Genomic DNA, 25,320 nt, shown 5'->3' with positions numbered 1-25,320 from the left:
CATTTTTACTCAACCCGTCGCTGCGCCCACATCAGGAACTCGACGTTGCCGTCGCCGCCCGTGATCGGGCTCTCCACCGTCTCCCTCACAGACCAGCCGGCGCTTTCCAGCCAGGCGCGCACGCCTTCGACCGCCGCGACATGGGCCTCGGGATCCTTGACCACGCCCTTCTTGCCGGCGTCTTTTGGGCCCGCGCCCTCGAACTGCGGCTTGACCAGGGTAATCAGGTCCGCGTCCGGCGCCGCCAGATCCAGAGCGACGGGCAGCACCTTCGACAAGCCGATGAAGCTGGCGTCGCAGACGACCAGCGACGGTGCCTCGGTGATGATCGCCGACGTCAGCTCACGCGCGTCCGTCCGCTCCAGATTGATCACGCGCGGATCGGCGGCGACCTTCGGATGCATCTGGCCGAAACCGACATCGACGGCGAAGACCCGGGCCGCCCCCCGATCCAGACAGACCTCGGTGAAGCCGCCGGTCGAGGCGCCGACGTCCAGCACCGTCCGGCCCTCGACTGCAACCGGCCACAGATCCAACGCCCGTTCCAGCTTCAGCGCCCCGCGCCCGACCCACCGGTGGGCGGCCGCGTAACCGATCTCCGCGTCTTCATTGACCGTCTGCGAGGCCGCCTTGGCGGGCGCGCCGTCCACGGTGACGCCGCCCGCCTCCACCGCCGCCTTGGCCTTGGCCCGGCTTTCCGCCAGACCAAGCGTGACCAGAAGCTGATCCAGACGGACCTTCCTCACGCGCCCGCCATCGCGTCCAGACGCGCCAAAGCGGCTTGCAGCTTGACCTTGCCCTCTTCGGCCTCGGCCAGCTTGGCGCGCTGTTCGTCCACGACTTCCGGCGCGGCGCGCGACACGAAGTTGGGATTGCCCAGCTTCTTGTTCACGTGACCGATGTCGCTCTCGAAGACGGCGATCTCCTTCTCCAGACGCGCGCGTTCAGCGGTCAGGTCGATGATCCCGGCCAGCGACAGCGCCGCCGTCGTCCCGCCCGAAACGAAGGTCACGGCTCCCGCGGGCGCGGCCTCGGCCACGGCGATTTCCGACACGCGGCCCAGGGTCAGCAGCAGTTCGCGGTGGCGCGCGATGCGCTCTGCGGTCACGGCGTCGGGCGCGACAAAGGCCAGCGGCGGCTTGGCCGACGGCGGCACGTTCATCTCGGCCCTCAGGGCGCGGATTTCACCGACCAGATCAACCAGCCAGCCGATCTCGGCCTCGGCCGAGGCGTCGATAAAGGCGTCCGGCAGGGCCGGCCATTCGGCCCCGATCAGCAGGCTCTCGCGTGCCGGACCTTCCTTGCCCAGTTCGGCCCACAGCTCTTCGGTGATGAAGGGCATGACCGGATGCAGCAGCTTCAACGTCTGGTCGATGGTCCAGGCCGTCATGGCGCGCGTCTCGGCCTTGGCGGCTTCATCGGCGCCGTTGAACACCGGCTTGGCCAGTTCCAGATACCAGTCGCAGAAGACGTTCCAGACGAAGCGGTACAGAGCGCCCGCCGCGTCGTCGAAACGACCGCCTTCGATGGCTTCCGACACGGCGCGCTCGGCCTTGGTCAACTCACCGCGGATCCAGCGGTTGATGGTCTGCTCGACCGTCGCGGGATCAAAGCCCTCGACGCGCTTGGCCTCGTTCATCTGGCTGAAGCGGGCGGCGTTCCACAGCTTGGTGCCGAAATTGCGATAACCTTCAATGCGCTGCTTCGACAACTTGATGTCGCGCGTGCCCGACAGGATGGCCATGGTGAAGCGCAGCGGGTCGGCGCCCAGCTCATCGATGATGCCCAGCGGGTCGATGACGTTGCCCTTGGATTTCGACATCTTCTGGCCCTTCTCGTCGCGGACCAGACCATTGATGATGACGCGCTTGAACGGCGCCTCGCCGTCCATGAAGTGCAGGCCCATCATCATCATCCGGGCGACCCAGAAGAAGATGATGTCCGCCGCCGTGACCAGATCGCTGGTCGGGTAGAAGCGCTCCAGATCCTCGGTCTTCTCGGGCCAGCCCATGGTCGAGAAGGGCCACAGGGCCGAGCTGAACCAGGTGTCCAGAACGTCCTCGTCCTGCGTCAGCACGACCTCGGAGTCGTAGTCGGCCAGCGCCTGTTCGCGGGCGTCCTCTTCCGTTTCGGCGACATAGATCTCGCCGTTCGGACCGTACCAGGCCGGAATGCGGTGACCCCACCACAGCTGGCGCGAAATGCACCAGGGCTCGATGTTGCGCAGCCACTCGAAGTAGATCTTCTCGTAGGACTTGGGTTCGAAGACCGTCGCCCCCTCCTCGACCGCCTTAAGCGCCGGTTGAGCGAGCGTGTGTGCGTCGACGTACCATTGATCCGTCAGCCACGGCTCGATGACCACGCCCGAGCGGTCGCCGTGCGGGACGACGTGTTTGGTCTTCTCGATCTCGCGCAGCCACTTCTCTTCCTCGGCGCGGGCGACGATGGCCTTGCGCGCGGCGAAGCGGTCCAGGCCCACCAGATCGGCGGGGATTTCCAGCACGTCTTCATTGGTGATGCGCGCGAAGGCGTCCATCACGTTCAGCGCAGCCAGACCGGCGCGCTTGCCGACGCCGAAGTCGTTGAAGTCGTGCGCCGGGGTGATCTTCACCGCGCCGGACCCCTTGGTCGGATCGGCATAGTCGTCGGCGACGATGGGAATGCGACGCCCGGTGATCGGCAGGATCACGTCCTTGCCGACCAGACCCGCGTAACGCTCGTCCTCGGGGTGAACCGCCACGCCCGTATCGCCCAGCATGGTTTCCGGCCGCGTCGTGGCCACGACGATGAAGTCGCGGGTCTCGAACTCGGTCGCCTTGCCGTCCTCGTCGAAGGCGATCGGATGCTCATAGGTGACGCCGTCGGCCAGGGGATAGGCGAAGTGCCAGTAGTGGCCGTCCTGCTCGCGCTGTTCGACCTCCAGGTCGGAGATGGCCGTCTGGAAATGCGGGTCCCAGTTCACCAGACGCTTGTCGCGATAGATCAGGCCGTCCTGATGCAGCTTGACGAAGACCTTGCGGACAGCGGCGTTCAGCCCCTCGTCCAGGGTGAAACGCTCGCGCGACCAGTCACAGGAAGAGCCCAGACGGCGCAGCTGGCGCACGATGGTCCCGCCCGATTCCGCCTTCCACTCCCAGACCTTGTCCATGAAGGCCTCGCGGCCCATGTCGCGCCGCCCGACGTTCCCCGCCGCTGCCAGCTGACGCTCGACCACCATCTGCGTCGCGATGCCGGCGTGGTCGGTGCCGGGCAGCCACAGCACGGCCTTGCCCTTCATCCGGTGATAGCGCGCCAGGATGTCCTGCAGCGTATTGTTCAGGGCGTGGCCGATGTGCAGCGAGCCCGTCACGTTCGGCGGCGGGATGACGATCGAATAGGCGTCGGCAGCCCCGTCCGTGGCCTTGGCGGCGCGCGGCGCAAACAGGCCGCTCTCTTCCCACTGGGCGTAGAGGCGCGGTTCGGCGGCCTGGGGTTCGAAAGTCTTCTCAAGCATAGGAATGTCGTTTCGTGAAATGCGAAAGGGCGGCCCCGCCGGAGCCGCCCTCAATGACTTAGTGTCTGGTGAAGCGAAGGGCTAGCCGGCGTTGCGGGCGATGCGTTCGACTTCCTTGCGTACCTGGGCCTCGACGATGCCCGGCAGGTTGGCGTCCAGCCAGTCCTTCAGCATCGGACGCAGCATGTTCTGAACCATGGCCTCGACCGTATTGCCGCTGACGAAGGGCAGGTCCTGCGGCGCGGACCCGACGGGCGCTTCCGGCTTCTGGAAGGTGGCGGCCAGACCGGCGAAGGCAGATGCGGCGCTGGCGGCGGCGCTTTCGCCGACGAGGGAATCATAATCCGGCGCGGCGACAGGCTCCGGCGCGGGCTCCGGCTGGGCGGCTGGGAACGGCGCCACGTCGGCGACGTCCAGATCGCCGATCGATTCGGCCGCCGGCGCCTCATAACGTTCGGTCAGTTCCAGAACCTCGTCCTCGGCCGGGGTCGGCGCAGGAGCTTCAGCCGCAATCTCGACCACCGGCTCAGGGGCGACCTCGACAGCGGGTTCCGGCGCAGCAGCAGCGGTTTCCGCCGGCGCGTCGTCTTCAGAGATGATCCGGCGAATCGACGCCAGAATCTCTTCCATCGTCGGTTCCTGGGCGGTCTGGTCGGTCATGGCAGAACCTTGGGGCGAAGCGGGGCTGAACCTGATAGGGACCGCCGACAGGCGCCGGGCGGCGCGCGACGATCAGGGCCGGACAAACAGACTCGCCCTCCCCTTGTCTCTGTCGTCGCACCAACGCCCGTCAGAATCAACGAACGTTTTTCCCCTGTGACGCTAATCCGACGTCAATTTCCCGGAGCGGTGCGAACGACTTCGCTCTTCAACTGGGCGTCGATCGGCGCGTCCTCGACGTCGGTCGCGGGGGTGATTCCCGGCGCTGCGACGCGATCCAGGGTCTCGACCACGCCGTCCCACGGCAGGCCGCCGCGATTGCGCACGGCGTTATAGTTGGCCTCGGCGTCATAGGCGTCGATCGACGGATCAAGGTTGGGTCCGCCCAGGCGTCCCATGGCGGCCAGCAGTTGGGCCTGGGCCACGTACTGGTTGCGGTTGGCGCTGGCCAGGGTGACCTGGGCCGAGCGCAGCTCCAGCTCCTGGTTCAGCACGTCCAGCGTGGTGCGCAGTCCGACCTGGGCTTCCTGACGCACGCCCTCGGCCGCGACCGAGGCTGCACGAACAGCCTGTTCACCGGCTTGCAGGGTCGATTTGGCGGCCACGGTCTGGGCGTAGGCCGAGCTGACGCTCTGCAGCACGCCGCGACGCTCGCCCTCGACGCTGATCTGGGCGGCGTTGGCGCGCTCCAGCGCCTGCGCCACGCGCGACCGGTTCAGGCCGCCCGTGAACAGGGGCACGGAGACGCTTGCGCCGGCGGTGAAGCTGGTGCGATCGCTCAGGTCGAAGCCGGACAGGTCGTTCGCCGTGCCGCCATAGGAGGCTTGCAGGCGCGCCGACGGCAGGTATTCGGAGCGCGCAGCCGCCACATTGGCCTCGGCCGCCTGCAGGGCGTAGGTCGCCGCCCGCACGCCGGGGTTCTCGATCAGCGCCACATCCAGGGCGCCGTCGAAATCAGCCGGCAGGCCCGGCAGAACCGGCAGGGTTTCCATATTGGTCGGCGCCTGGCCGACGACGGCGGCGTAGGCGGCGCGCGACACCGACAGCTGCGCCTGGGCGTTGGCCAGATCGGCGTCCGACTGGGCCAAACGAGCTTCGGATTGAGCCACGTCGGTGCGGGTGATCTCGCCCACTTCGAAGCGGGCGTTGGATTCGTCCAGCTGACGACGCAGGACCGTGATGTTCTCCTGCCGGATGCGCAGGATCTCCATGTCGCGCACGACGTCCGCATAGGCCTGAACGACCGAGGCCATCACCTGCTGCTCGATGTCGCGCAGATTCTCGCGACCGGCGCGGACGTTGGCTTCCGCCGCGTCGATGCCGCGCGCCGTGCGTCCCGCCGTCCAGATGTTCTGGGACAGGCTCACGCTGGCGGTGGCGCCGTCGTCTTCCGTCGTCCCCGTGCGGGCGACCTCGTCCGGAATGCCGTCGCCGTCCGTGTCGATCAGCTGGCCGCCCTGCACGCGAGTGCGAACATAATCCACCCCGGCCGAGGCGCTGATGGTCGGACGCAGGCCCGCGCGCGCCTGGACAATGGTCTCGTCCAGCGCGCGTTGAGTGGCGCGCTGCGCCAGCAGCGTGGGATTGGTGCGATAGGCCAGGCCGATGGCTTCCTGCAGGGTCTCAGCCGCCGCCGGAGCCGCAGCGCCCCCCACAGCAAGGGCGACCAGACCAACCGAAGCGAGCGCGCGCGAGCGTTTCAACATGAACCTATTCCTGCCTGACGCCCCCGACGGCGCGCCCCGTAATGCCTGAATGGCGTAGTTGGAGACTCCGCTCGTCCTGCGCCAGTTAAGTTTTTTTCACGCTGGCGACGATGATGTCCGTCGCCGACCGCGACTAGAGCGCAAAGGCGGGCGCCGGGATCAGTTCGGCCAGAACCGGCGGCATGGCGTCGAACAGCTCCCGACGCGAAACCCCTTCACGGCCGCGCACATAAAGCACCGCCTTGCCGACTGCGCCCGAACGCTCGACCACGGCCAGACGACCGCCCGGACGCAGGGCGGCGATCCAGGCTTCGGGACGCGCCGGCACGGCGGCCTCGCTGACGATCAGGTCATAACCCTCGCCCTGCGGCTGGCTCAGCGGCGCGACGACCGTCGAAACGCCTTCATCAGCCAGGGCGGCGCCGGTCACCTCGAACACGGCCGCGTCCGAATCCTGCGCCGTCACCGACAGCCCCATGCGCGCCAGAACGGCGGCGGCGTAGGGACCGGCCATGACCAGCGCCTTCTCGCCGGCGCGCGCGTCCAGCGCCTGCATCAGCTTGCCCAGATCGCGCGGCAGCATCAGGCGGCGATCGCCCGTGACCTCCGGCTCAATGTCGGCATAGGCGGAGAAGGCGCGGTCCGCGGCGCAGAATCGCTCGCGTTCAACAGCGCCGAAAGCAGCCTGCAGGTCACGGTCCGTGACGTCGTTCACACGGACCTGCGAGTCCAGCATGACCTTGCGTGCAGCGGCGAAATCCATGGTTCCGTGGTCCTTTAGGTCGGCGTAAGCGAAGAAATCTGCGGCGCTTATAGGTCCGTGCGTTGCAGCCGACAATCCGATCTGATAGCTGACGCCCCTCGCGATGGTTCGGGCCCCTGATTTGGGGTCCAGATGGCCTGATGGCGGAGTGGTGACGCAGAGGACTGCAAATCCTTGCACCCGGGTTCGATTCCCGGTCAGGCCTCCATCGCGATTACAAACAGTTAGCCGCCCTTCTGGGCGGCTTTCTTGTTTCTGGTTTGCAGATCAGTTTGCAGGGCTTGTTCACTGTCTGGCCCATAGCATCGTGCCCAGAGCCGCTCGGCATTGGCGATCGCGACCGTCTGGCGGTCTACGTAGGACGACTGAGCGCCCTGCTCGCCGGCCACCTTGTGACCTGTCGTCAGCGCCGTTTCCTCGGCCGTCCAGCCCATCGCTCGGCGGCGCGTCACATAGGTCCCGCGCTGGTCGTGGAAGGTCAGGCCGGCGATCTTCGCCAGGGCGCATGCATCACGGAAGGCCGAGCGAATACCGTTGCCCTTGGCGTCCCATGGCTTGCCGTCAGGCTTGTTCAGGACATGCCCCGAATCGCTCTGCGGCAGCTCGTTGATGACGTTGGCCAGGCGAGGCGAAATCGGGATCGCAACATCGGTGCCGTTCTTTAAGCGCCGGGTCACGATGACATTGCCGCGAATCGCCGTCTTCGGGAGGGCCAGCAAGTCCTGCTGTGCTAGGCCGGTTTCAATGGCGAACACGGCAATGTGGCGCAGCGAGTCATGGGCGTGCTTGTGAAGCGCCTCTTCGTCGGCGGGCGACCAGACTTTGCCGCGGCGATTGCTGCTGTAGGTGTCTCCCACCCCGCTCGCTCGGTTCTCGGCGATCAGGCCGCGGCGTTTGCACCACGTGAGCATCGCCCCGAGAACGGAGACGGCATAGTCCGCTTGGCGCGGCGAGGTCTTCGCCATCTCATCGCGCCAACGGAAAATGTGGTCGCTGATCTGTGGCGCTGCCATCGCCTGGATGCGAAGCCCGCCGACCGGCCCTATGTCCAGGCGTCGACGTCGACGGCTTCCGGCCTCTACCAGTTCATTCTCAAAAGCTGGGTCGGAGAAGGCGGCGCTTGGGGCAAGGATGCGAAAGGCGAATACATCCGTCGTCCGGCGTTCGGCGGCCTGAAGCCTTCTCCCGCCGAGCAGTTGCAGAGACCGTTTAGAATGCTTGCTGGGGAATGGCTGTGTACGGTGCCCGAGTGCACTGGCCTGACAACGTCCAAATCATACCGAGCTTTCTTGAGGGTGTTGTCTCCAACAGCCCGGTGATCCGATTGATCCTTATGCCGTCGGTCAGTGGGTTCAGCAGGTGAATTTGCGAGCTGGTGACATCCCCCACATCAGACACGTTAGGACATTCATCAGTGCACCAAACCTTTCGTGAAAGGTCTATCCGCAGCCGCCACTTCCTCAGGACGGGTTCAACCTCTCGGGATCCTCCGAGAACCCGCTGCGTGATGTCACACTGGAGGTCAAACCGGGTTGCCGTCTGGGCATGAGCGGCTGACATCGAAGCCAGCGAAAGCAGGCCAGCCAAGAGTAGGCGTGACATAAATCCCTCCAACCTGCCGGCGGAATACATTACGAAGACCGGCGCAGTCGTGAGCTAAACCATTGGCGTCGTGGGGTGAAGGCCCAGAAGCCCGCTAGATGTTTTTGGGTCCCCGGCCAAAGGGGCCGGTTCGCCGGGGCCGGCTTTCTCGCCTTTAGGCGGCGGCCCTCCCAGTGCCGTCGTCATCGCCGGCCGCCGCGCGTCCCAACAGACTGCCGCCCACAAGGAGAGGCTTATCCTCATCAGGGCATGGTGGAAGGCAAATGAACCGGGCGGCCTTTTCGCCATTGCGCAGAAATAGCTTAATTTCGACGGTATCACCTGCTGCGGCCAGGGACTCGGCGAGATTTCTCGCGGCCTCTTCGGCCGCTCTTCCCCGCATGAAGAGTTGGGGCTCAACGTCATCCACGCTGACGGACCAGACATCGTCAGCAGGTTCTACGACGATGGTTCGCATCGAAGCATCTCCAAGGAAGATTGAAGGCGGCGGATATTTGGAATGCGGCTCAGCTACGTCAAGGGTCTGCGCCAAGTCCCTGCTGCCTCGATCTCGTGCAGGATGGGTCCCGCGTCGCCCGGCCGTCCGTCTTGGTTAAAAGTCTAAGCTCATCAGTCGAAGCATAGACCCGCTCCGGTTCGCCGGGGCGGGCTTTCGTCGTTTCAGGCGACCTACGCCCCCTCAAGCTGACCGATCTCGTCGTGCCTAGGCGCTGCGGTTGTCGCGGGACCGCTTCACGACAGTTCGATCTCTTAGGGCCGCGAGAGGTTCTCTACCCATGGACCGAGTATATAACTTCAGCATCGTCATCGACGGCCGCTCGTTTCTGTCGAAGCTATACGCCGCTGATGATGGCGCGGCCCGTGGTCAGGCCCTGATGGCCACGTCGGAAGCTCTTAGGGACTACGCCTTCCAAGGGCGCCTCCTGACGACTCTCACCGTCGGCGTTGCAGCCACCAACGGGGAATGCATTTTCGAAGCGCGGGTCGCTGTTGCCTAAGATCGGGGACATAAGTGGATGACTGGTCGCGGGTGAACCCGCCCGATTAACTCCGACTGCGAACCGGCAGGCCTTTAGCCTTCGCGAGCATCTCGTTCCAATAGACAGCCTTGCCTAACAGCCTGGCGCGGGCGGCGAGATCACGCTCGGCCAAGGCGGCTTTAAGAAACGCATCGACCTTGTGAAAAAGTTGGTCAGTCGCGCTCCCGGACATTCGAACCTCCACGTATCCGTCATGAGTGGGCAGTGCGAATAAAACGGCCCATCCTGTGTCCGGTTCCTGACACTTTCATGTCCGCGCCGACAGCAGGGCCGGGCTTTTTGCGCTGAGGTGAGGGTGTATTTGTCGTTTCAAAGCATCAGTTCTTCGACGCACTGCCTTCCGCATTAGCGGCCAGTTCTAGGTAGATGTTATCGGCCATGGCGGACACTAAGTCCTCAACGACCTTCCGCTCGATCGAGGGGTACGCCTCCGGGGCGGTCTGCATTAACGCCGTCACGAATAGATCCACGACTTCAACATCGGTGAGGTCGGACCATTCCTGGCCGCGCTCTCTTAACCGTCGCTCGATGGTCGCCCCCACCGCGCGCAACGCCGTTCCCAGCGGACCCTCCAATCGGTCCGCAAAAGCTTCCACGTCGTCGAGGGTGCGCTTTTTACGCTGCAACTCGTCAGCCCCCGTTTGGCGCTTCGATAAGCCGTCAGCCCCCGTGCGCTGACATTGCGAAGCCAGCCCATACTATCAGAGCCAGGGCAGCTAAAAGCGCGCTCACCCCAAGACCAATGACCACCTTGAGAGAAATCGACTTCATTTGCATTCTCCTTCTCAGGAAAGCGCATTGGTTCTCAAATGGCGTAGCACGGCCATGTGACCCAAGGCCGCGCCCGGCTGCCTACCTCTGGGCCGCCATCACACCAATGCGCTCATGACCCGCTGCTTGAACGCTGTCGCATCGGCCTGCTTCTCGAACGCGTAGTTGTCGCCCTTCACGTAGAACCAGCCGTCGCCGTTCCTCTGCTCCAGCCAAGCCAGATTACCGGCGCGGGCTTCAGGACCACGATCGGGCAGGCTCATCGTGATGATCTTGCCCTTGGCCCGGGCGTGTTCGATCGGCGTCAGTCGTTTCATGGGCGCCGGTAAAAGCTGGTTCGGCCACTGCGTCGAGGCGCTCGGGCGGGTTCTCAACAGCCGCCGCTCAGATGACCACAAGCGCGTCGTCAGGAAGAGCGCGCTGCAGCTCCTTCGCGATCTCCCACGGCGCCGTCATCCACGTCTCGATGTCATCGGGCTCGGTCAGGATCACCGGCATGGCCTTGGGGTGGACCGACTTCACCGGCTCGCTGGGTTCGGTTGTCAAAAAGGCCATAAGATCGATGGTCTCGCGCCCTGTCTTGGCTCTCCGCACGCCAGTCCAGTCCAGGCGGTGGATGCCGGCGAAAAAGGCGAGAGGGTCGGGGTCGTCGACGTTGAGCTTGAACCAGATGGGCTGGTACTTGCCATCACCGTCACGCCCAGGCTCGCTGAAGGCGGTGAACGGCACGAGGCAGCGATTTGCGGGTGTAAGATCGGGTTGCCAGTGGCGACTGTCCGTGCGTCGCACATTGGTGATGCCAGTATCGGGCTCCAGTTCCAGCATCGAGGCGAACTCGGCAGGATCAATGATCCTGCCCTTGGCCCTCAGTTTGTCAGCGCGCTTGCCCGTTTTCTCCATCAGGATGTTCCGAGGCGACGGCATTCCCCAACGGGCTTCGACCAACTCCCGCACGCCGTCCGCGCCGGTCCTCACGATGGGCGCCGCGTAGTCAGGGTAGATGTCCCGCGGCTCCAAATTGCCGACGTTCGAGCGCAAGGCCTGCGCCAGATCCATAATTGTCTGGGGACCGCTGCGCTGGCGGTAAAGGTTGCACATGGCTCAGATGCAGGCGGTGCAGATCGGGTATTCGACCGATGTCACCTCGGCCGCTGGCACCGTCCTCTGGCAGTGGAGGCAGGTGACCAACAGCGGTGGGGCGTGCATCGGCTGGCGCTGCCGTCGCCGCAGCTCTTTTTCTCGATCTTCGTCGGTGAAGCTGGACATCTTCGTTTCTCCCGGGTGTGAAGCCTGTCACACGGATTGCCGTTTGGGGAGTCGCGGAACCTCTGCCGTTGCGCGTCGTTCGAGCACGGCAGTGCCGGCTGTGCGAGCGGTGGCCCGGCAAGAAGCGCCGCTCATTCTTCTTCGATGATGCGCACCTGAGCCCCCGCCTGATCAGCGGGGGCCTTTTGTATTGGATGCCGCGCGGCTGCTCAGAACATCTCTACGGCCTTCCCTCCGGCCTGAGGCGGGAAGGTCCAGAAGTACATACGCCCCTGACATCGACGGCTGCGGCAGTGCGCGGATCGCCCCCATAGGGAGAAGTCGGGCCCGCGTTCGCGCTGCAGGACGTCGAGACGAACATCCATTTCCAGCTGGCAGGTCAGGCATCGCGCCACGACGGGCCAACCTTGAGCCCGCAACTCCGTCACGGTGCCCGCCCTGTTCATCCACTGCGCCGACGACCAGGTCTGAAAGCGAGGATTGCCGCCCATCCCTCACGCTTTAGGCCAGCGCCACAGTTCACGCATCTGGCCGCCTTGCCCATAGCCGTTGATGCGGATCGTCGGTGAGCGACGTCCGCACTGCCGGCACGTCATGCGCTCTGCGACCTGGCGCAGGGGCGCCCGCTTCATCTGTTGGGGCCACAGACCCCATGCGGGACCGGACTTCCGGCCGCACTCGCAGACGACCTCAAGCTGGTCACTAGAGATCTTGTCGTTGATCGTGACATCGTCGTTGTAGGGCTGCATGGCTCAGGCGTCCGGCCGTCCTTCAGCCAGCAGCGAAGCCCCTGCCCGTTGCAGCGCCAGCCCCGCCTGCATTCTGGCGATCGACCCCGGCGCCAAGGCTTCAATCTCGCGCAGGATGCCCCCTGCCCCAGCGCGCCCGTCGGCGCTGGCCAGGTCGAGGCCGACGAGCTGTAGCATCAGGTCTGCCAGGTAGGCGTCGTTGTCGGCGGTCATCGTGCCGGCCTCCCGACGTGCGTCATGCCAGCGATCAATCCGGCCAGCAGGCTGACGGTCTTCTCAGGCATCTGGGGATCGGTGCGAGCTTCAAGCTCGCGGTCCAGTTCGGCCAGGTCGCGGGCAAACGCTTCGTCTGGGCCACGTGATTGCCTGTCCATATTCATCCTCCGAGGTTGCCGACCCGGGCGGACTCCTACGGCGTCGTGAACGAAAAGAGAACAAACAGTTTGCAGCCGCCTCTACAATCCTGTGTGCGCGTGGGGATAAGTCAGGTCGGTTTGCGCCCCGCGCTTTGAATTTCCACAACAAGTCACGGCCTGCAAATCCTTGCACCCGGGTTCGATTCCCGGTCAGGCCTCCATCGCGACAAATAGTCAGCCGCCCTTCAGGGCGGCTTTCTTGTTTCTGGCCGTCAGCTGCAGCTACGCCCGATCCGGCTCCCGAACGCAGTAGCCCGCGCCACGATCTGCGACTTGATCAGCACACAACAATGTTACTTCAAATTCCACAGCCTTGGCCGTCAACCTCCAGTTGTCAAAAACACCCAGGAGGGGAAAAAGTGGTCAAGAAAATCATGGGCGTCACATCTGCGGCCTTCACGCTGGCCGCTTCGATGAGCATCGCCGCACCGATACCCGCCGCCGCCGCAATGCAGGAGGATCCGGAGGGCTACTACTGCTTCGGCGGAGGCTACGATAGCTGCAAGCCCATCGCATACTCGTACGAAGTCTACGCTGACGAAACGATGACGACCCTGATTGGAAGCGGCTCCGATACCTGCAACGGCGGGCCGTTTGTAACATCGCCCTCGTTGCCCACCGGCTACACCGTCAAGACCCGCATGTTTGTCTGCTCAGACATGGGACCATATCTGCCCTGGGACTGGTGAGCGCAAGCTGACTTGAAACATCCAGCGGGGCGGATGGATCAATCCGCCCCGCTTCATCGCCTGTTGCACGTCTAGCCATCACCCGGCCGTGGTCAGATGGTGCAGCGCCACCGCGCTGGTCGTCGCCACATTGAGGGAATCAAAACCGCCCGACATGCGGATCGCCAGACCTCGGCAGCGCGCGATCACGTCGGCCGGCAGCCCCGGCCCCTCGGATCCCAACAGGATGGCGGTGCGCGGCGCGGGCTTCAGCTGGGCCAGCGTTTCCGCCGCCGAAGGCGTCAGTGCCAGAACCTCGAAGCCCCTCGCCTGCAAGGCGGCGACCATGACGTCGGCAGACGCGCCCTCGACAAAGGGCGTCCGCAGCACGGCCCCCACGGAGACCCTGATGGCCTTTCGATAGAAGGGGTCGCAGCACGTCTCGTCCAGCAACAGTCCCGCCGCCCCGAACGCCGCCGCATTGCGGAACAGGCCGCCCATGTTGTCGTGATTGCCGATGCCGCAGGCCCCGACCACCACCGCCTGCTCGGGCAACGCATCCAGCCAGCCCTCCAGACCGAGCGGCTCTGGCTTTCGGCCCAACGCCAGTATGCCCCGATGCAAATGAAACCCTGCGATGGCGTCCAGCACCGGCTGCGGGGCCAGAAAGACGCGCGTCCCCTCCGGCAGTTGCTCCAGGGCGTCGTGCAAGGCCTCCAGACGCTTTTCCGCGATCAGGACCGCGACTGGCGCGCAACGCGAAGCCGACGAGGCCAGCACGCGCAGCACCACCTCGCCTTCGGCGACGAACAGCCCTTGACGCCCGGTCAGGTCGCGCTCCTTCACGTCGCGAAAGGCGGAAATGCCGGGATCGAATGGGTCGGAGACACGGATCAAATTCATGCCAAGCCTTCTAGCCCAGGCCGTCGAATAAATTTCGGCGTTTTCTGCACTTTATCCGTTGCATGAATCAAAAAGGCGCTGCTATACGGCGGCCTCCCCCGAGGGGATGTTCCGCGGTAGCTCAGTGGTAGAGCAGCCGACTGTTAATCGGCTGGTCGTAGGTTCGAATCCTACCCGCGGAGCCACTCGGGGGATTAAAGCGCTGTTTCAGACACGCTTGTGACGCCTTCTGATCCCGCGCCATGCTCGAACTCGCTCCGGACGTTCTCGCCTTTCTCTTTGTCGTCGCCGTCGCGGCAGGCTTCATCGACGCGATAGCCGGCGGGGGCGGCCTGATCACCGTTCCCGCCCTCCTCGCCGTCGGTGTTCCTCCGGTCGCCGCCATCGCCACCAACAAGGTCCAGGGCAGCTTCGGCACCGCCGCCGCCACCTGGACCTTTTGGCGCAAGGGTCGAATCGACTTCGCGCTCCTGAAATGGCCTCTGTTGGCCACCGTAGCTGGTGCGATTCTGGGCGCTGTCGCCGTGACCTTTGTCGACACGGACTGGCTGCTGGTCCTCCTCCCCGCCCTGCTGATCGGGATCGCCGTCTATTTCCTGGTCGGACCGAAGGCGAGCGACGAGGATGTCCACGCCCGCCTTACCCCGTTGGCCTTCGGGGCCGTCGCTGGCGGGATCGGCTTTTATGACGGTTTCTTCGGCCCCGGCGCCGGATCATTCTTCGCCCTCGCGCTCGTCACCCTGCTCGGCATGGGCCTGACCCGCGCCACCGCCCATACGAAGGCGCTGAACTTCGCGAGCAATATCGTTTCGGTCGTCGTCTTCGCCGTGGGCGGTCACGTCCTTTGGGCGGCGGGCCTGATCATGGCGACGGGACAGGTCCTCGGCGGCTGGTTGGGCTCTCATGCGGCGATGCGTTTCGGGCCCCGGCTCATCCGCCCCCTGCTGGTCGTCATCTGCCTGGGGATGGTGGTGAAGCTGCTGTCTGACCCCGCCAACCCCATCCACCTCTGGGTCGCCACCCGCCTCTGACGCCGGGCCGCAACGAAAAGAGCCCGACGCAGGCGCGCCGGGCTGAAGTCGTTCGGTGATGGTGGATGTCCTCGATAGAAAAGAAGACATGCTGTTGATCGGCTGGTTTGGTTAATCAAACGTGAATCGTGCCAAATCGGCACATCACGCATCCGGGAACCAGCTGGTCTGCCGCGCCGTCGGCGACAGGGGGCGGGTCAGACGCCACCCCTCGCCCGAGCGCTGTATTTTGCCGAGTTGCTCGCTCGGCGCCGGCCCTGGATAGGCGAAAGCCGCCGCGCCCACGGTGATGGTCGCCGCACGATCCCCGACGCTGGGCAAAGGGGCGCTCCAACGTCCGCCAGCGTCAGCGGCGACCTCGACCGCCGCGCCGCCTTCGGCCGACACCGACACGCGCGCGCCCGGCGCCGCCCGCCCCGCCACCAGCAGCCCTCGCCCGTCGCCGTCGACCGAATCCAGTGCGGGGCCGGCGGACAACCGGCGACTGGCGCCCCCGTCGGTCACCAGGGCGGCCAACGGCGCCTCGTCCACCGCCAGAACCAGTTGCTCCGGTCCCGCTGCTGGAAACTGCCCGACCTGGACCTCTGGTCTCAGCACCATGGCCGAGGGCACGGAGCCGACCAATAGCTCGAACCGTCCGGCGGCATCGGCGCCCGCCGCGAAGGCGCGGTCCTGATCGCCGCGCAAGACCACGCGCGCACCCGGCGGCGCATCGCCGCGGACGATCAGGCCTGCCCCCTGGCGCTCGACCGCCCGGATGCGCGGCGCAGCGGTCCAGCCCCCGTCCTGACGGGCTTCATCACCTGTAGAGCGCTCCACAGGGGCGTTGCAGCCCCCTAGCGCCAATGCGACGCCGATCCCGGCGACGACAATCCGACGTTTCATCCTGACCCGCGTAGCGATATGCCTGTCCCCTCAGATAGCGCGGCCGACGCCGCCCTGTCTTCCTTCCTGTATCGAGGCCCCATGTCTTTGCCGCCCGCCAACATCGCCCCCTTCGACGGCCGCTCGGTCTGCCTGTTCTGCGGCTCGTCCGACGGCGCGGATCCGCAGTATGTCCAGGCCGCCAGCGCCTTCGGCAAGGCGACGGCCGAGGCCGGGTGGCGGCTGGTCTACGGCGGCGGCGGCGTCGGTCTGATGGGCGCCTCCGCGCGTGCGGCGCACGAGGCTGGCGGACGGGTCGTGGGAATCATGCCCGCCTTCCTGCGCAGCCGCGAACGCCTGTTCGACGACGTCGAGACCGTGGTCGTCACCTCGATGCACGAGCGCAAGCAGCTGATGTATGATCAATCGGACGTCTTCGTCGTGGCGCCGGGCGGCATCGGCACCCTGGAAGAAGCCATTGAGCTGCTGTCGTGGAAACGCCTCGACCTCCACGCCAAGCCGGTCATCTTCCTGAACCTGAACGGCTTCTGGGAAAACTACTTCGCGCTGATCCGCCACAGCGTGCAGGAAGGCATGACGCCCGCCAGCTTCCTCGACGCCTACATCAGCGTCGATACCGTCGATGAAGCCGTCGCCGCCATGAAAATGGCCGAGGAAACGCCGCACTTGAAACATGATCGTCGGTAAGTAAACGTGGGTTACTAAACGTCGTTCCGTTACGCGAAACCGCATTGACAGTTTCCAAAGAAAACGGACTATGGCGCCACAAGGGCGTGCGCCCTACCCATATCGGAGACTTGTCCATGCGTGCTCTTCTCGTCGCTGCGGCGCTGTTCGTCGCGGCCCCCGCCTTCGCCGCCGACACCCCGGCCACCAGTCTGACGCTCGCCGACGCCGCCAAGGCTCCAGCCGGCCGCGTCATCGTCGACGGCGCCGCCTGGCGCTGTGAAGGCGCCGCCTGCACCGCCACCGGCGGCAGCAGCCAACCCGCCGCCCGCGCCTGCCGCCGCGTGGTCGCCAAGCTCGGCCCGGTCACGGCCTTCAGCTACAAGGGCGAAGCTCTGGACCAGCAGGCCCTGGCGACCTGCAACGCCGGCTGATTCAGCCGCAACGCCGAAACGAAAAAGGCCGCCTTCGAAAGAAGGCGGCCTTTCTTATGTCCGGCTGACGCCGAAGACCTCAGCCCGCCTCGCCCTTCAGGCGACGCACGATGGCGTCCCGACCGATCAGGGGCGCCATGGCCGCCATGTCCGGGCCGTGCGCCTGTCCGGTCAGGGCCAGACGCAGCGGCATGAACAGCCCCTTGCCCTTGGCGCCGGTCTTCTCCTTCACGGCCGTCGTCCACGCCGACCAGGCGCCCGCGTCGATGACCTCAGGCAGGACCTCCAGCGCTGCGGCGGCGAAGGCGGGGTCCTCGATCACCGGCGTGACAGGCCCGGTGACGATCTTCGCCATGTCCGCCACATCGGCGAACTTGTTCAGGTTCGGCTTCACGGCTTCCCAGAAACCCTCGCCCAGATCGACGCCCAGCGCCGCCAGACGCGGCTGCGCCTCGGCGTAGGTCAGGCCATGCAGCGCCTGGGCGTTCAGCCGGTCCAGATCAGCGGTGTCGTAGCGCGCCGGCGACCGGCCCATCTTGGAGAAGGCGAAGGACTGGCCCAGGGCCTCGACCGAGGTCGCGATCTCCAGATTGTCCGAGGTGCCGATCTTGCCCAGGTGGCTGGTGATGGCGATGGGCTCATAGCCTTCATCGCGCATGTCGCTGATCGACAGCGAGCCCAGACGCTTGGACAAGGCCGCGCCGTCGGCGCCGACCAGCAGCGGCATATGTGCGAATCCGGGGATCTTGGCGCCCAGCGCCTCGAAGATCTCGATCTGCGCCCCGGTGTTGGTGACGTGGTCCTCGCCCCGGATGATGTGGGTGATGTCCATGTCGATGTCGTCGACGACCGACGGCAGGGTGTAGAGGAACAGGCCGTCCTCGCGGATCAGCACCGGGTCCGACATCGAGGCGGTGTCCACCTCGGCGTGACCGCGCGCCAGATCTTCCCAGGCGACGCGCTTGCCGTCCAGCTTGAAGCGCCAGTGCGGACGACGGCCCTCGGCCTCGTACGCCGCCTTCTCGGCCTCGGTCAGGTCCAGCGCGGCGCGGTCATAGATCGGCGGCAGACCGCGCGACAATTGCACCTTGCGCCGACGGTCCAGCTCTTCCGAGGTTTCGTAGCAGGCGTAGAGGCGGCCCGACGCCTTCAGGCGGTCGGCGGCCTCCTCATAGCGGTCAAACCGCTTCGACTGGTTGTAGCGCTCGTCCCATACCAGACCTAGCCAGGTCAGGTCGGTCTCGATGCCGTCCTCATACTCTTGCGTCGAGCGGGCCAGATCGGTGTCGTCGATGCGCAGCACGAAGCTGCCGCCCTGCCCCTTGGCGAACAGCCAGTTCACCAGAGCGGTGCGGACATTGCCGACGTGCAGCTTACCCGTGGGCGACGGGGCGAAACGAACCTTGACGGACATGGGGGATCAACGACCTCGATAGGAAGGCGGCTTGGTCGCGCCGCCGTCCGCTCAAGTCAAGTCGATCCGCCCAATCAGTGCAGATCAGTCGTCGCGATGCACCCGTTCGCGGCGCTCGTGCCGCTCCTGGGCCTCGACCGACAGCGTCGCCGTCGGGCGGGCTTCCAGTCGGCCCAGGCCGATCGGTTCGCCGGTGTCTTCGCAGTAACCGTAAGACCCGTCCTCGATCCGGCGCAGCGCATCCTCGATCTTGGAGATCAGTTTGCGTTGCCGATCGCGAGTCCGGAGTTCCAGCGCCCGGTCGGATTCCGACGAGGCCCGGTCCACCAGATCCGGGTGATTTTCGGTTTCGGCTTTCAGATTAACGACAGTGCCCTTGGACTCGCGGAGGATGTCATCCTTCCACGCCAGAAGCTTGGCCTTGAAGTAGGCCAACTGCCGCTCGTTCATAAACGGCTCGTCGTCGGTGGGACGGTACAAGACCGAGTCCCCCTCGATCACAGACGCTAATGCGTTCATCGCACTCACGCTCATCCATCTGCGCCCCCCTGCGGCGCAATGGCCGTATAGGCAAGGTCGAGAGTCGCGGCAATGGCGTTCGCGAGTCCGCGTTCTTGTTAAGCTGCATTAACCCTTGGCCAGTGTGGCAAATTGCCCTCACCTGCCGACGGATCGCCCCGAATTCATTGGGCTTTCGGGCTGGCTTCAGGCGCGAGCCCGCGCCGCCTCGGCCTTGGCCATCTCGACGGCGGCGCGCAGGTCGATCTGGTCCAGCACGCCCTTCAGACCGGCATCAGCCTCGTCCGGCCGCTCTTCGCGCAGGCTGCGGGCCAGTCTTTCCAGGGCCGGCGCCCCGTCCTGCCCGTTCAGCATCGCCAGTTTCAGCTCGTCCAGCCGGTCCAGCAGGCCGCCGCCGCGCCGAATCGCTCGGCGTCGCCGCTCGGTCGCGTCCTCCACGCCCTGCAGCGCCATCAGCGCTGACACGCCCGCCACGCTGGACGCCGACGAGGTCGCAGCCGCCGAGGCCGGTCCCGCCGCGCCGCCGCTGGCCGGCAGGCTGAAGCCGCCGCCCGCCGCCTTCGCGGGCCGCGAACCCTGGGATGATGTAGCGCCCGAGGGGCCGGTGACCTTCATGATCCATGCTCCCGATCAGACTGGACCATCGGTCAGGACCGTCACTGCTTGGTTAACGCCTCGGCAGAATCTGCCGCCACCTCTCACGCCATCACGGTCCATCCACTGAAATTCAAGGGGATTTTCGACGGCACGAACTTCGCATGGTTAATCGCGAACGCCTCAACAGGACGTCTGTCGTATGCAGAAGTTGCTCACCGCCCTCATCGCCTCCGCTTCCGCCGCCCTGATTCTGGCGACGACGCCGAACGCGGCCGAGGCCCAGTCGCGCATCAAGGACATCGTCTCCATCGAGGGCGTCCGCACCAACCAGTTGGTCGGTTACGGCCTGGTCGTCGGCCTGAACGGCACGGGCGACAGCCTTCGCAACTCGCCCTTCACCCGCCAGTCGCTGGAAGGGATGATGGAGCGTCAGGGCGTCAACATCCGCGGCGCCAACCTGAACACCAAGAACGTCGCGGCGGTCATGATCACCGCCGACCTGCCGCCCTTCGCTACGCCGGGCTCTCGCCTGGACGTCGCCGTCTCGGCCATGGGCGACGCCAAGAGCCTGCTGGGCGGCACCCTGCTGGTCACGGCTCTGCAGGGCGCCGACGGCGAGATCTATGCGGTGGCGCAAGGCTCCGTTCAGACCGGCGCCGTCTCGGCCTCGGGCGGTTCGGGCTCCTCGGTGACGCGCGGCGTGCCGACCGCAGGCCGGATCGCCTCGGGCGGCGTGGTCGAGCGCGAGACGGGCTTTGATCTGTCGGCCATGCCGATCGTGCGCCTGACCCTGCGCAACCCCGATTTCACCACGGCCCAGCGCGTCGCCGCCGCCATCAACCAGACCTATCCCAACAGCGCCTTCGCCGAGAACGGCACCGTCGTCGCCATCCGCGCCCCGCAGACGATGGGCATGGCCGGCTTCGTCAGTCAGGTCGAGAACCTGGCGGTTCGCGTCGACGCTCCCGCCAAGGTCATCATCGACGAGGTCAACGGCGTCATCGTCATGGGCGACGCCGTGCGCATCTCCACCGTCGCCATCGCCCAGGGCAATCTGACCGTCTCGGTCCAGGAAAACCCGATGGTCAGCCAGCCCGAACCCTTCAGCCGCGGCGGTCAGACCGTGGTCGTCCCGCAATCGAACGTCTCGATCGAGGAAGAGACCGGCCGCCAGATGCGGATCGTCAACGGCGGGACCTCGCTTTCGACCCTGGTCAACGGCCTGAACGCCCTCGGCGTCAGCCCGCGCGACATGATCAGCATCCTGCAGGCCATCAAGGCCGCCGGCGCCCTGCAAGCCGACATCGAGGTGATGTGATGATCTCCCCCGCCTCTTCCCTGCTCCCGGCCGACGCCATGGGTCGCCGCGATCAGTCCGCAGACCAGATGCGCAAGACCGCCGAGGATTTCGAGGCCAGCTTTCTGTCGCAGATGCTGAAGCCCATGTTCGAGGGCTTGCAAACCGACGGCCCCTTCGGCGGCGGTGAAGGCGAGACCACTTGGCGCAGCTTCCTGATCGACGCCATGGCCAAGCAAGCGGTCAAGGCGGGCGGCATCGGCCTGGCCGACACCGTCATGACGGAAATGCTCAAGATGCAGGAACAGGCCGGATGACCCCCGACGTCGAGACCTCCACGCTGCGCGCCCGCCAGCTGATCAACCTGACCCGCGCCCTCACCGAGCGTCTCGGCGTGGAGCGCGACGCCTTCCGCTCCCACCGCGCCCAGGACGTCGCCGCCGGCATGGCCGAGACCCAGGAACTGGCCAACCTGTATCGCCGCGAGTCCGCCCAGGCCAAGGCCGCCCCCGCCTTCCTGTCCGTTATCCCCGATGCAGACCGTGACGCCCTGATCGCGGCGACCGAAGCCTTCGAGGCCGTTCTGGCGGACCACGCCCTGACGGTCGACGCCGCGCGTCAGGTGTCGGAAGGCCTGGTTCGCACCATCGCCGCCGAGGTCGCCGGCGCCCGGGCCCAGGGCGCAGGCTATGGCGCTTCCGGGCGCGCCACCGAGGGGGACGGCCGCGCCGTGGCCCTGAACCGTCAGGCCTGAGAAAAACCTTCGCGATCCGCGTTTTCTTAACAGGCTGCCCCGCATGGTCGGCGCATGAGCCTTAAATCCCGCCTCCTTGGTCTGGCCTTCGCCGCCGCCGACGCCTTGATCGAGGTGGATGACAAGGCCCAGGTCACATTCGCCCTGGGCGCGGGGCCCGTCACCGGCCAGGCCTCCGCCGACTGGATCGGGCGACCGCTCATCGAATTGCTGGCGCCCGCCAGCCGCCCCTTGGTTCTCGACGCCTTGGCCGCCCTCAGCGCCGGCGGCCGCAGCGAGCCGCTGGACGTTCTTGCCGACTGCGGCGACGGCCGCGTCCGGCGCGCCGTGTTTCGCGCCTTCATTCTGCCGGAACTGGCGCCGGCGGTCTCCTGCGCCCTGATCTACGACGGCTCGGCCTTCCAACTCCTGCATGAGGACGCGGCCTCGGCCCTGTCGGACGCCGAGGGCTTCATGGCGCTTGCCCGCGACAGTCTCAGCGGCAAGACCAGCGCCGCCCTGCAACGGCTAGCTATGGCCTTCATCGAGGTTCAGGGTCTCAGCGCCGCCAATGACGCGGCCAGCGAACGGGTCGCCGCTCGCATCGGCGCCCGCCTGCAACTGGCCTCGCACGACGGCGTCAGCGCGGGCCAGATCACGACCAACCGCTACGCCCTGATCCGGGACGCCGAGGACGGACGCGATCTCGACGCCGAGGTCCGCGAAGCCGGTCTGGCCGAGGGCCTGACCCTGACCTCGCGCACCAGCGAGGTGGCGGTCGGCTCCGACGCTCTTTGCGCCTTGCGAGCCATGCGCTTCGCGATCGAAGGCTGTCTGAAAGACAACAACGCCCAGCCCGAGCTCAGCTTCGCCGACTCGCTATCGCGCACGCTGAAAGACGCCGACCGCTTCCGCGGCATCGTGCGCGACCGCGAATTCGCGCTCTTCTATCAACCGATCGTCGATCTGAAGACGCGGGCCGTGCACCACTTCGAGGCCTTGGCCCGTTTCGGACAGGCGGGCGGCCCGGCCCCCGCCATCCGCATGGCCGAGGAACTGGCCCTGATCGAAAGCTTCGACCTGGCCGTGGCGGAAAAGATTGTCCATCGCCTGCGCCAACCGGGTTCGGGCCTGCTGAAGATCGCCATCAACGTCTCCGGCGCCTCTCTGGCGAACGACGCCTATGTGGCGGCCCTGTTGCGCATGACGGCGACCGATCCTGAAAACCGGCGACGCCTGATCGTCGAGGTCACCGAAACCGCCGCCCTGGCCGACATCGCCGCCGCCAACCGCCGCATCAGCGCCCTGCGCGACGCGGGCATCAAGGTCTGCATAGACGACTTCGGGGCCGGCGCCGCCGCCTTCGACTATCTGCGCGGTCTGTCCGTCGACACCGTCAAGATCGATGGCGCTCTGGTTCGCGGCGTCGAGGACGACGCACGCACTCGCACCATGATCGGCCATCTGGTCGAATTGTGCGGCTCGCTGGACATGACGACCATCGCCGAAATGATCGAGACCGAGGACGCCGCCCAGGCCGTGCAGGCCTTGGGCGTCGGCTACGGCCAGGGCTGGCTCTTCGGGCGCCCCGAGGCCGAGCCGGTCACCATCGCACCCGTCGCCCAGCGCGCGCGCCGCCAGGGGGTGGTCGACGCCTGGGGATGATGATCAGCCTCAAATCTCACCCTTCCGGCGACCCGCCCCCGCATGCGAGACGCTGATCTTCGCCAGGCGTTTTTCCGCGGCTATCCTACTCGAAGCCGCCAACGTGCCTGAATTCCCGGGATTGGCGCAGGCTTGCGGCTTTAATCGCGCCCAGGTTCCGCGCGGCGTTAGCCTCAGGGACATGACCGGACTCGTCCTCCCACCTCGCCAGCGCTCACTCGCCGATCCCGCGCCCCAGCCTTCTTCGGCGCTCGTCCATGGTGGCCTGCGGCGACCTCCGTCTCCCCGCCCATTGCACCTATTGCACTGTTTTTTTCTCGGCGCCGTGCAATGGCCGCATCAGCCGAACCTCTCGGTCCACCCCCACCTTGTCCAGAAAGTCCCGGTCGTGGCTGACCACGACCAGCGCCCCGTCATAGGCCGCCAGCGCCGCTTCCATGGCTGCAATGGAATCCAGATCCAGATGGTTGGTGGGCTCATCCAGAATCAGAAGCTGCGGCGGCTTCGCCCCGGTCATGACGCAGGCCAGCGCCGCTCTCAGTCGCTCGCCGCCTGACAGGGTTCCGACCGTCCGGTGCGCCGCCGTGTTGCGGAACAGGAAGCGCGCCAGCGCCGCATGAGCCTCGTTCGGCGTTCCCTCCGGGTTCAGCCGCCGCCACGCCTCGATCAGCGTCTCTTCCGGGTCCAGGATCGCCGCCGCCTGATCCAGCAGGGCGGCCGTGACCGGCCGCTCAATTCGCCCGGTCGTCGGCTCCAGTTCGCCGGCGATCAGCTTCAGCAAGGTCGTCTTGCCCGCGCCGTTCGGCCCTGTGATCGCCACCCGCTCCGGCCCGGTCAGCCGCAGCGACACCGGCCCGGTGATCAAGCGCCCCTCAGGACTGCGCCATTCGACCGCCTCCAGGGCCAGCACGGCTTTTCCCGCCGCCAGACCGCTGGAAGGCATGGGCACGGACAGCAGCCGCGCCCGCTCGACCCGCTCGCGCGCCTCGACCAGTTGCGCCTCGACCTCGGCGCGGCGACGCTCGGCCAGCCGTCCTTCCCGCGCCCCGGTTTCCTCGGCCCGCTGCGCCCGGGCGTCCAGCAGGATCTTGGGATCGGACGTCCCTGCCCGATGCGCCCGCCCCGCCTTGTCGCGCTTCGCCTTCTTCTCCAGCGCCGTCTGCGCCTCGCGCGCCGCGCGCCCGGCCTCCCGCTCGGCCGTCTCCAGGTCGCGCTCCGCCGCTGCCCGCTCGGCGTCTCGCCGCTCGACATACAGGTCCCAGCCGCCGCCATAGGTCCGCGCCCCCAGGCTCGACAGCTCCACGATCCGGTCCATCCGCCGCAACAGCCCCCGGTCGTGGCTGACCGTCAGAACCCCGCCCGGCCAGCGCCCCACGACCTCGGCCACCAAAGCTCGCGCCTCGGCGTCCAGATGGTTGGTCGGCTCGTCCAGCACGATCAGGTCCGGCGCCGCCAGCATCAGGCCCGCCAGCCGCAGCCGCGTCTGCTCGCCGCCGCTCAGGCTGGCCGTAAGGCGATCCAGCGCCATCCCCGTCAGCCCGACCTGCGCCAGGGCCTCATCCAGTCGCCCCTCCAGCGTCCAGTCCGCCTCGGCCATGTCCTCGACCGAGCCGTGGCCGGCCAGCACCCGCGCCAGCAGGGCCAGAGGCTCCGCCGCGCCCAGGGTGTCCGCCACGGTCTCGCTGGGCGTAGGCTCATAGGATTGCGCCAGCCAGCCGACCGTACCGGCGCGCGCGAGCGTCCCCTCAGCCGGCTCGGCCAGACCGGCGACAAGGCGCAGCAGCGTCGTCTTGCCCACGCCGTTGCGGCCCACGACGGCCGTGCGCTCGCGCCCGAAGGCGAGGCTCAGATTGTCGAAAAGAGTGTGACCGTCAGGCGTGCGGGCGGCGACGCTGCTGAGCGTCACGAGCGCGGATGCGGACGGGTTGTGGCTTGGGTTGAGCGAGGACATAGGCGAGCACGAAGAGCGGAGCGGAAAGGGCGAAACCGATTTCCAGTGCGCTGATCATGATCGTCGTGCCTCCTCATCAATACGTTGGCTG

At 66.4% G+C, this 25,320-nt stretch carries 30 protein-coding genes and 2 tRNA genes; 11 read left to right on the top strand and 21 right to left on the bottom strand.

Going from position 1 to position 25,320, the window contains the following annotated elements; translation table 11 throughout:
* Positions 1-5: 5 nt before the first annotated feature.
* The 5 genes from B4A39_RS15450 to B4A39_RS15430 all read right to left on the bottom strand — a co-directional run bounded on the left by B4A39_RS15450 (position 6) and on the right by B4A39_RS15430 (position 6,622).
* Entirely contained in the window at positions 6-746 is a 741-nt protein-coding gene (locus B4A39_RS15450; protein ID WP_292037470.1) for a TlyA family RNA methyltransferase, read from the bottom strand.
* Entirely contained in the window at positions 743-3,493 is a 2,751-nt protein-coding gene (locus B4A39_RS15445; RefSeq protein ID WP_292037469.1) for a valine--tRNA ligase, read from the bottom strand. Before B4A39_RS15445 ends, B4A39_RS15450 begins: the two co-directional genes overlap by 4 nt.
* An 81-nt stretch (positions 3,494-3,574) precedes the next feature.
* On the bottom strand, positions 3,575-4,153 hold the full coding sequence (locus B4A39_RS15440) for a DUF2497 domain-containing protein (RefSeq protein ID WP_292037467.1): 579 nt from the start codon (positions 4,151-4,153) through the stop codon (positions 3,575-3,577).
* Positions 4,154-4,326: 173 nt separating this feature from the next.
* A complete protein-coding gene (locus B4A39_RS15435; protein ID WP_292037466.1) occupies positions 4,327-5,859 on the bottom strand; it encodes a TolC family outer membrane protein in 1,533 nt (510 codons plus the stop codon).
* A 133-nt stretch (positions 5,860-5,992) separates the two neighbouring features.
* Positions 5,993-6,622 carry a protein-L-isoaspartate O-methyltransferase family protein gene (locus B4A39_RS15430; protein ID WP_292037464.1) on the bottom strand — a complete coding sequence of 210 codons (630 nt, stop codon included), beginning with the start codon at positions 6,620-6,622 and terminating at the stop codon, positions 5,993-5,995.
* Between the two features lie 134 nt (positions 6,623-6,756).
* Between B4A39_RS15430 and B4A39_RS15425 the strand changes: the two genes are divergently transcribed.
* Positions 6,757-6,830 (top strand) — tRNA-Cys (locus B4A39_RS15425).
* Between the two features lie 16 nt (positions 6,831-6,846).
* On the opposite strand, the gene B4A39_RS15420 is transcribed toward B4A39_RS15425, so the two are convergent.
* Together B4A39_RS15420 and B4A39_RS15415 are read right to left on the bottom strand one after the other, a co-directional pair.
* A complete protein-coding gene (locus B4A39_RS15420; protein WP_292037463.1) occupies positions 6,847-7,587 on the bottom strand; it encodes a hypothetical protein in 741 nt (246 codons plus the stop codon).
* Positions 7,588-8,378: 791 nt separating this feature from the next.
* Positions 8,379-8,756 (bottom strand): hypothetical protein, encoded by a 378-nt coding sequence (locus tag B4A39_RS15415; RefSeq protein WP_292037462.1) that lies wholly within the window; start codon positions 8,754-8,756, stop codon positions 8,379-8,381.
* Positions 8,757-9,000: 244 nt separating this feature from the next.
* Here B4A39_RS15415 and B4A39_RS15410 point away from each other — a divergent pair, with 244 nt between their 5' ends.
* Complete coding sequence (locus tag B4A39_RS15410; RefSeq protein ID WP_292037461.1) at positions 9,001-9,222, top strand: hypothetical protein; 222 nt, start codon at positions 9,001-9,003, stop codon at positions 9,220-9,222.
* 359 nt (positions 9,223-9,581) lie between these two features.
* On the opposite strand, the gene B4A39_RS15405 is transcribed toward B4A39_RS15410, so the two are convergent.
* The 7 genes from B4A39_RS15405 to B4A39_RS15375 all read right to left on the bottom strand — a co-directional run bounded on the left by B4A39_RS15405 (position 9,582) and on the right by B4A39_RS15375 (position 12,424).
* Entirely contained in the window at positions 9,582-9,890 is a 309-nt protein-coding gene (locus tag B4A39_RS15405) for a hypothetical protein (RefSeq protein WP_292037460.1), read from the bottom strand.
* Positions 9,891-10,133: 243 nt separating this feature from the next.
* Positions 10,134-10,352 (bottom strand): hypothetical protein, encoded by a 219-nt coding sequence (locus tag B4A39_RS15400; protein ID WP_292037459.1) that lies wholly within the window; start codon positions 10,350-10,352, stop codon positions 10,134-10,136.
* 67 nt (positions 10,353-10,419) lie between these two features.
* Positions 10,420-11,133, bottom strand: coding sequence for an SOS response-associated peptidase (locus B4A39_RS15395; protein WP_292037458.1), 714 nt, complete (start codon positions 11,131-11,133; stop codon positions 10,420-10,422).
* 3 nt (positions 11,134-11,136) lie between these two features.
* Positions 11,137-11,301: a hypothetical protein gene (locus B4A39_RS15390; RefSeq protein WP_292037457.1), complete on the bottom strand. Its 165-nt coding sequence runs from the start codon at positions 11,299-11,301 to the stop codon at positions 11,137-11,139.
* Positions 11,302-11,795: 494 nt separating this feature from the next.
* The gene (locus B4A39_RS15385) at positions 11,796-12,050 is read right to left on the bottom strand and encodes a hypothetical protein (RefSeq protein WP_292037456.1); all 255 of its coding nucleotides are present in this window, start codon (positions 12,048-12,050) and stop codon (positions 11,796-11,798) included.
* Between the two features lie 3 nt (positions 12,051-12,053).
* A complete protein-coding gene (locus tag B4A39_RS15380) occupies positions 12,054-12,263 on the bottom strand; it encodes a hypothetical protein (RefSeq protein ID WP_292037455.1) in 210 nt (69 codons plus the stop codon).
* Positions 12,260-12,424 (bottom strand): hypothetical protein, encoded by a 165-nt coding sequence (locus B4A39_RS15375; protein WP_292037454.1) that lies wholly within the window; start codon positions 12,422-12,424, stop codon positions 12,260-12,262. Before B4A39_RS15375 ends, B4A39_RS15380 begins: the two co-directional genes overlap by 4 nt.
* A 401-nt stretch (positions 12,425-12,825) precedes the next feature.
* On the opposite strand from B4A39_RS15375, the gene B4A39_RS15370 reads away from it, so the two are divergent.
* Positions 12,826-13,155, top strand: a complete 330-nt coding sequence (locus B4A39_RS15370) for a hypothetical protein (protein WP_292037453.1) — start codon at positions 12,826-12,828, stop codon at positions 13,153-13,155.
* A 78-nt stretch (positions 13,156-13,233) separates the two neighbouring features.
* Here the strand turns inward: B4A39_RS15370 and B4A39_RS15365 are convergent, their stop codons facing one another.
* Complete coding sequence (locus B4A39_RS15365; protein ID WP_292037452.1) at positions 13,234-14,037, bottom strand: TrmH family RNA methyltransferase; 804 nt, start codon at positions 14,035-14,037, stop codon at positions 13,234-13,236.
* A gap of 110 nt (positions 14,038-14,147) precedes the next feature.
* Here B4A39_RS15365 and B4A39_RS15360 point away from each other — a divergent pair.
* Together B4A39_RS15360 and B4A39_RS15355 are read left to right on the top strand one after the other, a co-directional pair.
* Positions 14,148-14,222, top strand: a tRNA-Asn gene (locus B4A39_RS15360).
* A gap of 57 nt (positions 14,223-14,279) precedes the next feature.
* Complete coding sequence (locus tag B4A39_RS15355; RefSeq protein ID WP_292037451.1) at positions 14,280-15,068, top strand: TSUP family transporter; 789 nt, start codon at positions 14,280-14,282, stop codon at positions 15,066-15,068.
* Between the two features lie 144 nt (positions 15,069-15,212).
* Here B4A39_RS15355 and B4A39_RS15350 read toward each other — a convergent pair whose 3' ends face one another.
* Positions 15,213-15,953, bottom strand: a complete 741-nt coding sequence (locus B4A39_RS15350; protein WP_292037450.1) for a hypothetical protein — start codon at positions 15,951-15,953, stop codon at positions 15,213-15,215.
* An 81-nt stretch (positions 15,954-16,034) separates the two neighbouring features.
* On the opposite strand from B4A39_RS15350, the gene B4A39_RS15345 reads away from it, so the two are divergent.
* Together B4A39_RS15345 and B4A39_RS15340 are read left to right on the top strand one after the other, a co-directional pair.
* Entirely contained in the window at positions 16,035-16,640 is a 606-nt protein-coding gene (locus B4A39_RS15345) for a TIGR00730 family Rossman fold protein (protein WP_292037449.1), read from the top strand.
* A gap of 116 nt (positions 16,641-16,756) precedes the next feature.
* Positions 16,757-17,053 (top strand): CC_3452 family protein, encoded by a 297-nt coding sequence (locus B4A39_RS15340; protein WP_292037448.1) that lies wholly within the window; start codon positions 16,757-16,759, stop codon positions 17,051-17,053.
* 79 nt (positions 17,054-17,132) lie between these two features.
* Here B4A39_RS15340 and gltX read toward each other — a convergent pair whose 3' ends face one another.
* The 3 genes from gltX to B4A39_RS15325 all read right to left on the bottom strand — a co-directional run bounded on the left by gltX (position 17,133) and on the right by B4A39_RS15325 (position 19,601).
* Positions 17,133-18,467, bottom strand: a complete 1,335-nt coding sequence (gene gltX / locus B4A39_RS15335) for a glutamate--tRNA ligase (RefSeq protein ID WP_292037447.1) — start codon at positions 18,465-18,467, stop codon at positions 17,133-17,135.
* A gap of 84 nt (positions 18,468-18,551) precedes the next feature.
* On the bottom strand, positions 18,552-18,986 hold the full coding sequence (gene dksA, locus B4A39_RS15330; RefSeq protein ID WP_292037571.1) for an RNA polymerase-binding protein DksA: 435 nt from the start codon (positions 18,984-18,986) through the stop codon (positions 18,552-18,554).
* A gap of 186 nt (positions 18,987-19,172) precedes the next feature.
* Positions 19,173-19,601, bottom strand: coding sequence for a flagellar assembly protein FliX (locus B4A39_RS15325; protein WP_292037446.1), 429 nt, complete (start codon positions 19,599-19,601; stop codon positions 19,173-19,175).
* Positions 19,602-19,782: 181 nt separating this feature from the next.
* On the opposite strand from B4A39_RS15325, the gene B4A39_RS15320 reads away from it, so the two are divergent.
* The 4 genes from B4A39_RS15320 to B4A39_RS15305 are packed head-to-tail and all read left to right on the top strand — an operon-like array spanning position 19,783 to position 23,278.
* Complete coding sequence (locus B4A39_RS15320) at positions 19,783-20,901, top strand: flagellar basal body P-ring protein FlgI (RefSeq protein WP_292037445.1); 1,119 nt, start codon at positions 19,783-19,785, stop codon at positions 20,899-20,901.
* Positions 20,901-21,197 (top strand): rod-binding protein, encoded by a 297-nt coding sequence (locus B4A39_RS15315; protein WP_409449556.1) that lies wholly within the window; start codon positions 20,901-20,903, stop codon positions 21,195-21,197. The genes B4A39_RS15320 and B4A39_RS15315 overlap by 1 nt, the downstream gene beginning before the upstream one ends.
* Positions 21,194-21,634 carry a flagellar basal-body protein FlbY gene (locus B4A39_RS15310; RefSeq protein ID WP_292037443.1) on the top strand — a complete coding sequence of 147 codons (441 nt, stop codon included), beginning with the start codon at positions 21,194-21,196 and terminating at the stop codon, positions 21,632-21,634. The genes B4A39_RS15315 and B4A39_RS15310 overlap by 4 nt, the downstream gene beginning before the upstream one ends.
* Positions 21,635-21,688: 54 nt before the next feature.
* Positions 21,689-23,278: an EAL domain-containing protein gene (locus tag B4A39_RS15305; protein WP_292037442.1), complete on the top strand. Its 1,590-nt coding sequence runs from the start codon at positions 21,689-21,691 to the stop codon at positions 23,276-23,278.
* A 298-nt stretch (positions 23,279-23,576) separates the two neighbouring features.
* Here B4A39_RS15305 and B4A39_RS15300 read toward each other — a convergent pair whose 3' ends face one another.
* Both B4A39_RS15300 and B4A39_RS15295 read right to left on the bottom strand, forming a co-directional pair.
* Positions 23,577-25,184 carry an ABC-F family ATP-binding cassette domain-containing protein gene (locus B4A39_RS15300; RefSeq protein WP_292037441.1) on the bottom strand — a complete coding sequence of 536 codons (1,608 nt, stop codon included), beginning with the start codon at positions 25,182-25,184 and terminating at the stop codon, positions 23,577-23,579.
* A complete protein-coding gene (locus B4A39_RS15295; protein WP_292037440.1) occupies positions 25,150-25,287 on the bottom strand; it encodes a hypothetical protein in 138 nt (45 codons plus the stop codon). Before B4A39_RS15295 ends, B4A39_RS15300 begins: the two co-directional genes overlap by 35 nt.
* Between the last annotated feature and the right edge of the window lie 33 nt (positions 25,288-25,320).

The sequence above is a fragment of the Brevundimonas sp. UBA4553 genome, from assembly GCF_002387245.1.
GTDB lineage: Bacteria > Pseudomonadota > Alphaproteobacteria > Caulobacterales > Caulobacteraceae > Brevundimonas.
This window is presented reverse-complemented; position numbering and strand designations above follow the sequence as displayed.